Genomic DNA, 12,460 nt, shown 5'->3' on the forward strand with positions numbered 1-12,460 from the left:
TCTGATGCCTAACGTCTTCGGACAGCACACCGATTCGGGAAAGCTCGGGAGACGCCATGCCCAGACCACGCCGCCGACTGGCGAGCACCTGCATCGGTACGGTCACGGCCGGACTGCTGGCCACCGGCGCCGCGCTCGCAACACCGGAGAAGGACCGGCCCGAGGGCTCGGACATCGCCATGGGCGCCTATCTCGACTACGGGCCGCCCGGGGTGGCCCGGATCCCGTACCTGTCGAGCTGGTTGGGCGGCAAGAACATCCGGGTCGGGCACACCTACCTCCCCGGCGACAAGTGGGCCGGCATCGAGGGCAGGGTCTCGTTCCTGGAGCACTGGGCCGAGTGGCGCCGGGCCGAGGACGACCGGATGTTCGTCCTCAACGTGCCCATGCAGGAACGGAACGAGGACCGGGTGCCCGACCACCAGGTGGCCCAGCTGATCAGGGCGGGCGCGGAGGGCCAGTACGACCGGCACTTCCAGCGGCTCGCCGAGCGGCTGGTGGAGCTCGGCGTCCCGGACACGGTGATCGTGCTCGGCTGGGAGATGAACGGCGTCACGTACACCCACCGGTGCGCACCGGACCCGGAGAACTGGAAGGTGTACTGGAAGCGCATCGTCACCGCGATGCGTGCCGTACCCGGGCAGGAGTTCACGTTCGACTTCGCCCCGAACAGGGGGGTGGACGCGATCGGCTGGACCAAGTGCTACCCGGGCGACGACGTGGTGGACGTCGTCGGTATGGATTCGTACGACCAAGGTCCCGGCCAGACCTTCGACGACCAGATCACCCAGCCGTACGGACTCCAACACCAGGTCGAATTCGCGAAAGCACACGGCAAGTCGATCTCCTACCCGGAGTGGGGGCTGTTCCGGCGCGGGGACAATCCGGAGTACGTGCGTCGCATGTTGAAGTGGATCGCGGAGCACAAGCCGCTCTACCACACCATCACCGACTACTGTCCGCACGGCGTGTGGCAGTGCAAGCAGAACCCGGAGTCCTCCAAGGCCTTCCGCGACGCGCTGACGCCCGAGCGGCCCGGTCCGGTGGTCCCGACCCCGGTGGTGCCCACGCCCGTGGTGCCGACCCCGGTGGTGCCGACCCCCGTGGTGCCCACGCCGGTCGTGCCGACCCCGCAGGTGCCGACCCCCCAGGTGCCCACACCTCAGGTGCCCACACCTCAGGCCCCGACGCCGGAGATCCCCACCCCCACGCCGGTGGTACCGACGCCGGTGGTCCCCACACCCCAGGTCCCGAAGCCCGAGGTCCCCACACCCCAGGTCCCGACGCCCACGCCGGTCGCCCCGAGCCCGCTCGTCCCGGCGCCGGTCACTCCGAGCCCGGCGGTCCCGCTGCCGGTCACTCCCAGCCCGCTCGTCCCGACACCCGAGGTCCCCGAACCCGACCCCGAGCCCACCCCCCGGCCCTCGCCCGCGGTCCCGACGCCCCAGGTCCCGGCGCCCTCGCCGGTCACCCCGAGCCCCGTCGTCCCGAGCCCGCTCACGCCGAAGCCCCTGCCGCAGCCCACACCGCCGCCGGTCAACAGCAAGCACTGGTGCGTGCCGCTCAACTTCGGCGAGTGGCTCTCCAAGCTGGTCGGCAAGCAGTCGGTCTGCATCAAGCTGGACTTCGGCGGGGAATCCGGCCTCTGGCCCTTCTAGACGGGTCATCGCACCCGCAGTTCGCCCAGCCGCGACCGCCAGTCCCTGGCGGCCGGCAGTGCCTCCCGCAGTACGTCCACCGCCCGTTCGCGCCCCGTGATCTGCGACTCGTGTACGCGCAGCAGGGGCGCGAGCGCCGCCGTGGACAGCAGGAAGCGCCGGTTGACGACCGTTTCGGGCCGCCAGTGGTTCTTGTACGGCTCGTTGCCGCGCAGGAAGCTCACCACCGGCCGGCCCTCGGCGAGCGCCCGCCCGGCCTCGTAGCGCAGCAGCAGCGTCGCGACGTCCACCTTCCGCGTCCGCAGGTCGGGGTCGGCCCCGTACAGGTAGCCGCCGCTGAGCCCGGACGACAACAGCGTGACGTTGGCCGCCACCACCTTGCCGTCCAGCCGGAACTCCGTCAGCCGGCTCTCGCCGGCCCGCACCATCCGCCGGGTGGCCCGGGTCAGGTGTTCGGCGAAGCGGGGCCGCAGGTGCTCGGGCGTCACCCCGCGGCCGCGCCACTGCTTCTCGTGCAGCCGCAGCAGGGTCCGTACGGCGCGCGGCACTTCCTGCTCGGTGACCTCGTGCTCCTCGATCCCGGCCGCGTCGGTCTTGCGCAGCTTGGCCCGCACCCGTTGGGCGCCGGAGGCCGGCATCCGCTTGACCAGTTCGTCGAACGGCAGCGTCGGCAGCTCCATGCACGTGGAGTCGACGAGCACGCTGGAGACCCCGGGCCACTGCCGGTACAACTCCTCGGCGGCGGCCCCGGGACGTACCTCCCGCAGGTCCACGACCGCGCCGCGGGCGGCCCGGTGCAGCCCGCGGGCCAGCGCCGGGACGACCTGGTCGGCGTACTCCGCGGCCACGAGCACGTCGAAGTAGTCGGTGATGGGTCCGCCGATCGGAACCAGCAGGGGCATCGGCCGGTGCACGAGCATCAACGCGGCCGCGCCGACCAGCTCCTCGCCGCGCCGGACGAGGACGATCCGGAGCCGGCCGTCCTTGCCGTACGACAGCCACCAGGAGTGGAGCCAGGCGTGGCTCTGGAAGGGGGTGGCGGTGGGGCAGCCGCGGAAGAGCCTGTTCCAGGGCTCCTCCAGCGCGGCGAACTGCCGGGGGTCGCGGCACAGCGTCACCGACAGGGTCCCGGCGGAGCCCGAACTCATCGAACGGACTCCTTCTCCTTGGTCGAGGCCGGCTCACCCTGGGCGGGCAGCGACGCGTACTCCTCGACCGGGGACCCGCCGGCCGTCTCCACCGGGGACTCGACCGCGGACCCGGCCGCGCCGTCCTCGGAACGCCGTGCGCGGCCCGGCCGGGCGAGCAGCCACAGTCCGCCCAGCAGTCCGCCGGCGCACGTCCCGACGGCACCGCTGATGGCAGCGGACGGGGAGGAGGGCTCGGACGGGGCGACCGCCTGGTTGAAGAGGAGCAGCTGGACACCGGTGTTCTTGGCGGCCTGATTGCTGTTCAGGGACAGTGCGTCGGCGACCGCGTTCGCGATGTCGGCGGCCTCGGCGGGGCTCTTGGAGGTACCCGTGACGGCGATCATCGGGGACTCGGGGGAGGTCTCGGCCCTTACGTGGGTACGCAGCTTCGCCGCGGTGACGCCGGCCCGCGGCTGGGCGTAGGCGAGGGTGGAACTGCTGGTCGCAATGCGGGCGTAGGCCTGCGCGAAGCCGAGGGCGGTGGCCGGCTCGGTGGTGTCGTCGGGTACGGCGACGACATAGCTGGTGGCGGCGTACTCGGGGGCCTTGAACACCCCGTACGCCCCGCCCGCGGCCAGCCCCAGCAGGGCGCAGGCGGGCAGCGGCCACCACAGCGGCGGCGACGCCTTCCGGCGGCGCGGCCTGCGCTCGGATCGGTGGTCCGCCTTCCGCTCGGACCTGCTCTCGGACCTCTTCTCGGTCTTCTTCTCGGTCTTCTTCTCGGTCTTCTTCTCGGGGTTCTGCTCGGCCGTGTCGGCCATGGACGTGCTCGCTTCCTGAGTGGAGGGGGGTTCCTTCGGGGCCTTCGGGACCCCTTCGGGCAGGGGGGATCAGCCGGTGCCGGTCGACTCCGCAGGTCCGGGCCCGACCGGCTCGCGCCGGGCGCCGACGACGGCTGCGCCGCCGGTGGCGCCGGGCGCCGGGTCGGCGGCGGCACGGCCCCGGGCCGTCCCGGCGGCGCCCGGCGCGGCCGAGAGGGCGAGGTCGTACACGTCCAGCAGCTGCCGCGCGCTGCGGGCGATGTCGTAGCGGCGGACCACCGCCGGCGGGGGCAGCCGGCGGGCACCCGCCTCCATGTGGCCCCGCAGCGCCGCGACGAGCTCCTCCGTGCCGGTGCCGATGCGCCGGGCCCCGGGGGCCTGCGCGGCGGGCAGGTCGTCGATGGCCGGACAGGTCACGTGTAGGACGGGGAGTCCGGCGGCCAGGGCTTCCACGACGGCGAGTCCGAAGGCCTCTTCCCGCGACGGGGAGACGAAGACGTCCATCGCGGCCAGCAGGGCCGGAATGCCCGGGGTGCGGCCGTCCGCGCTGTCGCCCAGCGGGTCCCGCTCCCCCAGCAGGTGGATCCGGCTCTGCGCGCCGAGCTCGGCGGCGAGCCGACGCAGCCCCGCACGCTCCGGCCCGTCCCCGGCCAGCAGCAGGTGCGCCCCCGGCAGCGCGGCCACGGCCCGCACCAGGGCGTCGAACCGCTTGCCGGGGACCAGCCGGCCGACCCCGCCGACCACGAAGGCCCGCTCGGGCAGCCCGGTGCGGGCCCGGGTGGCCTGCCGGACGCCCTCGTCGAAGCGGAAGCGGACGGCCTCGATCCCGTTCGGTACGACGTGCACCCGCGCGGCCGGCACCCCCCACCCCTCCAGCCGGGCGGCCACGGTGTCAGAGACGGCCACGGTGGCCGCACCCAGGCGTTCACTGGCCAGGTACAGCGTGCGCACCCCGCCGGAGAGCGGCCTGCCCTCGATCTCGCCCTCGCCGAGGGAGTGTTCGGTGGCCACGGTCGCTCCGGTGCCCGCGAGCCGGGCCGCGAGGCGCCCGTAGACGCAGGCCCGGTACAGGTGCGTGTGCACGAGGTCGTACCGGCCGCGCCGGATGAACCGCACCAGCCGGGGCAGCGCCCCCAGGTCCCGGTTGCCCCGCATGCCCAGGTGGACGACCCGGACCCCGTCGGCGCGCAGCCCCTCGGCCACCGGCCCGGGGTTGGTCAGCGTCAGCACGTCGCACTGCATCGGCATGTGGCGCAGCAGCAGTCGCAGTTGCTGTTCGGCGCCGCCGACGCCGAGCCCGGTGATGATGTGCAGTGCCTTGACCGACTGCATCGCCTTCATCGCTGCACCCCGCGCCGCAGCTCGCGCACCTGGTGGCGGAACTGCTTGATCCGCAGCCGGGCACCGCCGTCGGCCTGGCTGACGTGCGTGCGCGGCAGTGCGTGCGGGCCGGCGAGCCGGCCGGGGTCGATGGCGCAGGCGTAGCCGTAACCGGCGGCCCGGGTGGCGTCGACGACCCGGGCGTCGAGGTGCCCGTACGGGTAGCAGAACCCCTCGGGCAGGGTGCCGGTCAGCTCGCGCAACAGGTCGCGGCTGCCCCGCAGTTCCTGCTGGAGCACGTCGTCCGCGGTCGCGGGGAGGTCCTGGTGGAGCAGCCCGTGCGAGCCGATTTCCTGTCCGGCGTCGGCAACTTCGCGGATGCCCTCGGCGGTGAGCAGGGACTTGCGCGGGCCCAGCGGGTCCCACACGTTGTCCACGCCGAGCCGCCCCGGCAGCACGAAGAGGGTGGCGGTGCAGTCGTAGCGGCTCAGCAGGGGGAGCGCGTGCGTCAGGAAGTCGGTGTACCCGTCGTCGAAGGTCAGCCCGACCAGCCCGGCTCCGCGGCCGGCCGCGCGGGCCCGCAGCAGTTCGCCGACGGACACCCCGCGCAGGCCGCGGGAGCGCAGCCACAGCAGTTGGGCCTCCAGGGCGAGCGGGGTGACGGTGATTCCGTACGGGTCCTCCGAGGGGTCGGTGAATTCGGCGACCGAGTGGTACATCAGGACCCACGGCGAAGCGGTCCGGCGGGTGGGGACCAGCACGGCGGCGGAGGCCGTGTCGGTGTCAGCGGACATTGCGGAACCTCTGGGTGAGCTGGGAGATCTGACCGGGCAGGGCGGTGACTTCGAGGGCGCGCATGGCCATGCCGGTGGCTCCGAACATGGCCGGGACCAGCAGGCAGCCGAGGGCGGCGCTGAGCATCGGGTCGGGGATCTTCGGGCCGGCGATCCAGCCGAGGGCGGCCGCGGCGACGGCGGCGACGCCGAGCTTGCCGATGCTGGCGGCGACCCGGCGGACCTGGATGGCGATGATCCGGGAGCCGAGGCCGGTGAGCAGCATGACGGCGGTGGTGGTGATGCCGGCGGCGTTGGCGGCGGCGATGCCGTAGGTGCCCCACCAGCCGACGGCGAAGGCTCCGGCCACGATGTTGACGAGCAGTCCGGCACCCATCGCGAACGCCGGGAACCAGGTGGGCCGGGCGGTCGAGAAGAAGGGCCGGGACAGTGCGCCGACGAGGCAGTGGCCGAGGAGTCCGAGTCCGTAGACCCGCATGACGGAGGCGGTGGCGAGGGTGTCCTCGTGGGTGAAGGCGCCGCGTTCGAAGAGGACCTGGATGATCTGGGGCGCGTAGCCGATGACGAGTGCGGTGCCCATCAGGACGGCCAGCGAGGCCAGCGCGAGGTCCTGCTCCACCCGCCGCCGGGCCTTCTCCCGCTCGCCCCCGGCCATGGCCTGGGCGACGACGGGGAAGGTGACGGTGCAGATCATCAGCGAGAGCACCATCGGCATCTGCGCGACCTTCTGCGCGTAGTTGAGGTGGGAGATCGCCCCGGGCGGGAGCGAGGCGGCCAGGAACCTCTCGACGAGCACCTGCGACTGCCGGAAGACCGCGAAGAAGATCACGGGGGCGATGACCCCGAAGGCGATGAGGGTGGGGCGGTCCCGGTCCCGGTCGCGCTGGTCGCGCGGAGCGGCCCGCTTCGCGCGGGGCGGGCCGAAGCCCACGTTCCGTACGAAGGCGGGCAGTTGCACGAGCACCATCAGGAACCCGCCGACCGCGACGCCCGCAGCGGCGGCCCGGACGCCCCACAGGGTGTGCAGGGCCACCATCGTGCCGATGATGCCGACGTTGTACGAGACGTAGATCGCGGCGGGCGGAAGGAAGGACCTGTGGGCCCGCAGCGCGGCACTGAAGTATCCGGCGATGCCGAAGGAGAGCACGGTGAGCGCGGTGAGCCGGGTGCACTCGACGGCCAGTGCGGGGTCGGGCAGTCCGGGGGCGAGTACGGCGACGACGGCGGGCGCGGCCACGATGAGCAGGGCGGCGACGGCGGCCAGCAGCACGACGAGCCGCGGCAGGGTCGCCCCCACCAGGAGCCGTACGGGGTCCTGCGCGCGGGCCTCCCTACGGGTGAGCCTGGCCCGGCCGGCGGCCCGGTGGGCCAGGGCGTGACTGAAGGCGGGCACCATCAGCAGCGCCATGGCGTCCTCGATCAGCAGCGTCGAGGCCATCTCGGGCACGGTCCAGGCGATCAGGAAGGCGTCGCTGTCGTGCCCGGCCCCGAAGAGGTGCGCGATGCTCTGGTCGCGCACCAGCCCGAACACCGCCCCGGCTGCGGTCAGTCCGGCGGTGACCGCGGCGGCCTTGGCCAGGAACCGCCCGAGCGGCTGCCCCCCGCCGGGGCCGCTCCCGCTCGGGATGACCGACTCTGACGCCCGGCCCCCGCCGGGGTCGCTCCCGCTGGGGGTGACCGACTCTGATCCTTGGCCCCGGCCAGAGGTGGTGGCCTCGGCAGCCCGGCTCGCGCCCGGGGTGCCAGAGCGCCCGCCCCCGCGACGGGCCCGGCGCGGCCGAACCCTCCCGGCGGGGACGCTGGCGCCGGGCTCGCCCGTGGCTTGGCTCCCGCCCGGGGCGGCGGACTCGGGCGCCAGGATCCCGCTGGGGGTGGCGGAGAGCCCACCCGCACGGCGGGCCCGGCGCAGCCGGCCCCTCCCGGCGGGGACGGCCGGGACGAAGGACTCGCCCACGGCTTGGCTCCCGCCGGGGGCGGCAGCGAGCCCGCCCGCGGGGCGGGACTGGCGCAGCCGACTCCCGGCAGGCGCCGTCTGGCTGCCGCCGGGGGTGGGGGAAAGCACGGCCGCGCGGCCGGCCTGGCCCGCCCTGGCCTCGGGGAGTTCGCCGAAGCCGCTCGCGGCCACCCGCACGCTGTGTCGGCCCGAGGCCCCGCCCGGGTATCCGGCGGAGCCGAACGCGGCGGCCCTGCGCGTACTCGGACTGCCGCCCGGGAGCCCTCCGGCAACGAACCCCGGGGCGGCCGACGCGGCGACGGATCCCGGGTCCCCGGCGGCAGCTGTGCCCCGGGACCCGGCCGGGTCCTCCGCTCCGGCGGGCCGTACGGCCACGGGCCTGCTCCTCGGGTACCCGGGGTCCGCCGGGCCCGACCCGCCGGCGACCTTGACGGGCCCCACGGTCACGGCCGCACTGCGTGAGTACCCAGCCGCGCCGGGAGGGCCGACCGGATCGGTCCCTCCGGCGGACCGCACGGGCAGGGGCGCGTTGCGGGCGCGGCCGGCGAAGCCGGGGTCCGCGGGGACGCGCGACGGGCCGGAGGCGGGAACGTTCGGGACACGGGCGTGGCCCGCCCCGGCCGGGGAGCCGGAGGCGGGCCGCCAAGGCGTGGTGTCCGTCACGGGCGAGCCGCAACCCCGGGGGCCCTACCCCGTGAAACCGCACCGCCGGACGCCTCGGGATCCGCCGCCCCCCGGGAGGGCAGCGCCCACCAGGCGGCCAGGCCGATGACGACTCCGGTCAGCACCGTGGACGGCCCACCGATGTCCGCGTAGAGGAAGTCGGTCAACTGCCACACGAACAGCCCGATCGCGATCAGCCCGCAGTCCCGCGCCTTCGCGCCCGCGCCGCCTCCGGCGCCGGAGGCGGAGGCGAGCCGGCGCAGCCCCGCGACCAGCAGGGCCGCCCAGCCGCCGACGAGTGCGATCAGCCCGATCAGGCCCTGCTCGCTCAGGATCAGCAGGTACATGTTGTGCGGGGAGAGCAGCGGCTGGCGCAGGTACGCCTGACCGGCGCCCGCGGTGTCGCTGCCGGAGGACAGGCCCAGCGAGGCGTGCCCGTCCCGGTGGGCCGGGAAGCCCTTGAGCCCCACCCCCACCGCCGGCCGGTCGCGCCACATCGATTCGGCGGCGGCCCACATCGTGTAGCGGTCGGTCACCGACTGGTCGGGGGCGCTGGACACCTGGGTGATGGAGGTCAACCGTTCGGCGACCATCTCCGAGCCGACCCCGAACCCGCCGACCAGGACCACCCCGGCGGCGGCGAGCGCGGCGACCACCTTCAGGGCCCGCCGGATCCCGGCCAGCGCCATCACCAGCACCGCCGCGCCGACGGTGGCGATCCACGCGCCCCGGCTGAAGGACAGCACCAGCGGGAGCACCAGCGCCAGCGCGCAGCCGCCCGCGATCCGCCGCAGGCGCCGCGGCAGCCCCGGGGCGAGCCCTGCGGCGGTCGCCACGATCAGCCCGTACGCCACGACGGTGGCCATGCCCATGACGTCACCGGGGCCGAAGGTGCCGACGGCCCGGACGTCCTCGCCCTGGTACGAGGCCCCGGTGTGGGTGGCGTACTGCACGACCCCCACCGCGCCCTGCACCAGCGCCAGGACCACGAAGCACCCGGCGGCCAGCCGGAACTCCGCGGCGCCCTGCACCAGGAGCACCACGGCCGCCGGGACCAGGACGAAGACCTGCAGGTAGCGCACGAAGCCCGGCAGGGCGGCGTACGGGTCGCCCGCGGTCATCGTCGCGACCGCCAGGCCCACGGCGGGCGCCCCGAGCACGAGCACGCCCAGCGGGGGCAGCGTCCGCACCCGGCCGCGCAGCGCCTGCACCGCACAGACGAGGACCAGCAGCAGTGAGGCGGCGTCGGCCGGGCCGACCTTCCCGGAGGCGGTGGCGTCCCCCGCCGGGAGCGGGGCGAGCAGGAACAGCACGGTCGCGGCGAGCGGCAGCAGCGGCCAGTGCCGGCGCACCGGACCCGGCACGTCCGGCCGGACCAGCCGGCCCGGTACGGCGAGGCTCATCAGCTGCCCCCCAGCCGGAAGCGGAAGAAGGAGGCCGCGGTGCGGGCGAGGATCCACAGGTCCTGCCACAGCGACCAGGTGTCGATGTAGTGGTTGTCGAAGCGGGCCCGGTCCTCGATGGAGGTGTCCCCGCGCAAGCCGTTGATCTGGGCGAGGCCGGTGATGCCGACGGGCATCCGGTGCCGGGCCTCGTAGCCCGGGTGGACGGTGGAGAACTTGGCCACGAAGAAGGGCCGTTCGGGTCGGGGACCGACCAGGGCCATGTCACCGCGTACGACGTTCCACAGCTGCGGCAGCTCGTCCAGCGAGGACTTGCGCAGGAAGGACCCGACAGGACTCATCCCGCGGTCGCCCGCCACCGTCCAGCGGGTGGCGGCCTCGTGCGCGTCGGCGCGCAGGGTGCGGAACTTCAGCAGGGTGAAGGGGCGCCCGTAGAGGCCGACCCGTTCCTGCCGGAAGATCACCCCCGGCCCGTCCCAGACCCGTACGGCCAGCGCGCACGCCCCCATCACGGGCGCGGCGGCGACCAGCGCGATCAGGGCGAGCACGGTGTCGATGCCCCGCTTGGCCCAGCGTTCCAGCGGCCGGGTCGGGCGCGGCAGCAGCGGCTGCACGGAGTACCCCCAGAGCTGGTCGGCGGGGTGCGGCAGCCGCATGCCGGTGACCTTGGCGGTGCCGGCCGGGTCGGCGAGCCACAGCCGGCAACCGTGGTCGTGGAAGAGCCGGACCAGGGAGGCGGTGCGCTCGTCGGCCTCCGGCGGTCTGGTGAACACCGCGTGCCCGACGGAGTTCTGGATGACCGCGCGCCGGATGTCCTCGTGGGTGGCGAGCAGCGGCAGGGCGCCGCCGGCGCCCTCGGCGGGCGCCGCCGTGTCTGCGAGCCCGACCGGGCGCAGCCCGAATTCGGGGCGGCCGTGCAGGGCGGCGGCCACCGCGCTCGCCCCGGCGCCGGGTCCGACGACGAGGGCGGAGGCGGGGCGGCGTACGGCCGCGCGGCGCTGGAGCTCGTTGACGAGGCCGCGGCCCGCGCACGCCAGTACGACCTGCAGGCAGACGGCGGTGAGCAGCGCGCTCCAGCCCATGGCCCGGGCCGGGTCGGCGGCGGCGGTGACGGCGGCGACCGAGCACCACAGGACGGCGGAGCGTCCGGCCAGCACGGGCAGTTCGAGGAGGGCGGAGGGGGCGAGCCGCGGCCGGTAGAGCCCGGCCTGCGCGTGCAGCGCGGCGAGCAGGACGGGGGCCACGGACAGGACGGGCGGCGCCACCGCGGGCAGGGTCGTCGCGGTGACCACGGCGGCCAGTGCGTCGGCGGTGAACAGCGGGAGCGCCCGGCCGCGCCGGTGGACGCGCCGGGGGCGCAGGGCGAAGCGGGCCTGGTCGGCCCTGGGCCCGCGCGGGGGGTGGATGGCGGTCGCCGAACGGCGGGCCGCCGCGGGGTGCACGGGCGCGAGTGCGCCTCCGCCGGCGGGCCCCGTGCCGTTCTGCCCGGTGTGCCGGGCGGGTGCGCTGTCCATCGTCATCGGCTGATGCGCTCCTGGTTCAAGGGCCGGGGCCTGCCCAGCAGTTCGTGGTACAGGCCGGTGACCGCGTCCGTGGTCCGCCGCACGTCGAAGTCGGTCCGGGCGTGCTGCCGGGCCTGCTCCCCGAGTTCGGCTAGCAGCCGCGGCTGGGCGAGCAGCCGGCCCAGGGCCTCGGCCAGGGCCGTCGGGTCCTCCGGCGGCACCAGACACAGGCGTCCCTGGCCCGGCGGCAGGCTCTCCCTGGCACCGCTGACGTCGGAGACCAGGACCGGGCGGCCACAGGCCATCGCTTCGAGCGGGGCGAGCGCCATGCCTTCCCACCGCGACGGCAGTACAACGAGATCGGCGGCCCGAAGCCACGGTCGGATGTCGGCGGCGGCGCCCGCGAAGTGCACGCTGGTACCGGACGGCGCGGCGATGCGGCGCAGCCGTTCCGTGTCGGGGCCGTCCCCGACGAGGGCGAGGCGGGCTCCGGGGACGGTGGCGAGCAGTTGCGGCCAGGCCCGCAGCAGGATGTCCTGCCCCTTCTGGGGGCAGATGCGGCCCACGCACACGGCGAGCGGCCCGTCGGCCGGGAAGTCGGCGGGCAGCGGTAGTTCGGCGCGGGCCAGGGCCCTGTCGCGGTCGGGGTCCGGTCCGCCGGGACGGAAGTGGTCCAGGTCCACGCCGTTGCGGATCACCGACCAGCGGGCGGTGATCCCCTCGGTCTCGCCCGCGCGCCGTTCGGCGTCGCTGACGCAGAGCACCCGGTCGGCCCAGCGGGCCCCGTACCGCTCCCAGCGCAGCGCGAGCGCGCCGGTGGCCCCGCCGACCGCGTCGAAGGACCATGCGTGGGGCTGGAAGACGGTGGGCAGGCTCCCGCGTGCGGCGAGCCGGCCGGCCAGGCCGGCCTTGGCGCTGTGGGCGTGCAGGAGGTCGGGCCGTACCCGGTGGAGGACCTGCCGGGCGCCGATGATCTCGGCGGGCAGTCCGGGTCCGGGGGCCCGCCCGGCGCGCCAGGTGAGCACCTCGGCTCCGGCGGCCCGGGCGGCGTCGCCGAGCGTGCCGCTGGGCGGACACCCGACGACGGTGCGCAGCCCTTCGGCGGTCTGCGCGCGGACCAGGTCGGTGACGACCCTGGCCACACCGCCGTCGACGGGTTGTACGAGGTGGAGGACGGTCGTGGGCTGTGCCGCCCGAGGTTGACTGGGCACGTGG

The 12,460-nt window shown here is 75.1% G+C and carries 9 protein-coding genes; 1 reads left to right on the top strand and 8 read right to left on the bottom strand.

Annotated elements, in window-relative coordinates; all coding sequences use genetic code 11:
• Nucleotides 1-56: 56 nt before the first annotated feature.
• Nucleotides 57-1,658, top strand: a complete 1,602-nt coding sequence (locus ACIQK6_RS30295) for a glycosyl hydrolase (RefSeq protein ID WP_402695856.1) — start codon at nucleotides 57-59, stop codon at nucleotides 1,656-1,658.
• Nucleotides 1,659-1,663: 5 nt separating this feature from the next.
• On the opposite strand, the gene ACIQK6_RS30300 is transcribed toward ACIQK6_RS30295, so the two are convergent.
• The 8 genes from ACIQK6_RS30300 to ACIQK6_RS30335 form a co-directional block, all read right to left on the bottom strand.
• The gene (locus tag ACIQK6_RS30300; RefSeq protein WP_329101119.1) at nucleotides 1,664-2,806 is read right to left on the bottom strand and encodes a GNAT family N-acetyltransferase; all 1,143 of its coding nucleotides are present in this window, start codon (nucleotides 2,804-2,806) and stop codon (nucleotides 1,664-1,666) included.
• Nucleotides 2,803-3,609, bottom strand: a complete 807-nt coding sequence (locus ACIQK6_RS30305; protein WP_402695858.1) for a lipopolysaccharide biosynthesis protein — start codon at nucleotides 3,607-3,609, stop codon at nucleotides 2,803-2,805. Before ACIQK6_RS30305 ends, ACIQK6_RS30300 begins: the two co-directional genes overlap by 4 nt.
• 69 nt (nucleotides 3,610-3,678) lie before the next feature.
• Nucleotides 3,679-4,950 (bottom strand): glycosyltransferase, encoded by a 1,272-nt coding sequence (locus tag ACIQK6_RS30310; protein WP_402695860.1) that lies wholly within the window; start codon nucleotides 4,948-4,950, stop codon nucleotides 3,679-3,681.
• Nucleotides 4,947-5,723 carry a polysaccharide deacetylase family protein gene (locus ACIQK6_RS30315; RefSeq protein ID WP_329101113.1) on the bottom strand — a complete coding sequence of 259 codons (777 nt, stop codon included), beginning with the start codon at nucleotides 5,721-5,723 and terminating at the stop codon, nucleotides 4,947-4,949. The genes ACIQK6_RS30310 and ACIQK6_RS30315 overlap by 4 nt, the downstream gene beginning before the upstream one ends.
• Nucleotides 5,713-8,052, bottom strand: a complete 2,340-nt coding sequence (murJ, locus tag ACIQK6_RS30320; protein WP_402695862.1) for a murein biosynthesis integral membrane protein MurJ — start codon at nucleotides 8,050-8,052, stop codon at nucleotides 5,713-5,715. The genes ACIQK6_RS30315 and murJ overlap by 11 nt, the downstream gene beginning before the upstream one ends.
• A 284-nt stretch (nucleotides 8,053-8,336) precedes the next feature.
• Nucleotides 8,337-9,743, bottom strand: coding sequence for an O-antigen ligase family protein (locus tag ACIQK6_RS30325; protein ID WP_329101109.1), 1,407 nt, complete (start codon nucleotides 9,741-9,743; stop codon nucleotides 8,337-8,339).
• Complete coding sequence (locus tag ACIQK6_RS30330; RefSeq protein ID WP_402695864.1) at nucleotides 9,743-11,263, bottom strand: exopolysaccharide biosynthesis polyprenyl glycosylphosphotransferase; 1,521 nt, start codon at nucleotides 11,261-11,263, stop codon at nucleotides 9,743-9,745. Before ACIQK6_RS30330 ends, ACIQK6_RS30325 begins: the two co-directional genes overlap by 1 nt.
• Nucleotides 11,260-12,456, bottom strand: a complete 1,197-nt coding sequence (locus ACIQK6_RS30335; protein WP_329101107.1) for a glycosyltransferase — start codon at nucleotides 12,454-12,456, stop codon at nucleotides 11,260-11,262. Before ACIQK6_RS30335 ends, ACIQK6_RS30330 begins: the two co-directional genes overlap by 4 nt.
• Between the last annotated feature and the right edge of the window lie 4 nt (nucleotides 12,457-12,460).

Origin of the sequence: Streptomyces sp. NPDC091682, from assembly GCF_044756625.1 — a bacterium.
Taxonomy (GTDB): domain Bacteria; phylum Actinomycetota; class Actinomycetes; order Streptomycetales; family Streptomycetaceae; genus Streptomyces.

Excerpts from the sequence above, each read along its gene's own strand:
- ACIQK6_RS30295 (WP_402695856.1), top strand. The coding sequence starts at position 57 with ATGCCCAGACCACGCCGCCGACTGGCGAGCACCTGCATCGGTACGGTC.
- ACIQK6_RS30300 (WP_329101119.1), bottom strand. The coding sequence starts at position 2,806 with ATGAGTTCGGGCTCCGCCGGGACCCTGTCGGTGACGCTGTGCCGCGAC.
- ACIQK6_RS30305 (WP_402695858.1), bottom strand. The coding sequence starts at position 3,609 with ATGGCCGACACGGCCGAGCAGAACCCCGAGAAGAAGACCGAGAAGAAG.
- ACIQK6_RS30310 (WP_402695860.1), bottom strand. The coding sequence starts at position 4,950 with ATGAAGGCGATGCAGTCGGTCAAGGCACTGCACATCATCACCGGGCTC.
- ACIQK6_RS30315 (WP_329101113.1), bottom strand. The coding sequence starts at position 5,723 with ATGTCCGCTGACACCGACACGGCCTCCGCCGCCGTGCTGGTCCCCACC.
- ACIQK6_RS30325 (WP_329101109.1), bottom strand. The coding sequence starts at position 9,743 with ATGAGCCTCGCCGTACCGGGCCGGCTGGTCCGGCCGGACGTGCCGGGT.
- ACIQK6_RS30330 (WP_402695864.1), bottom strand. The coding sequence starts at position 11,263 with ATGACGATGGACAGCGCACCCGCCCGGCACACCGGGCAGAACGGCACG.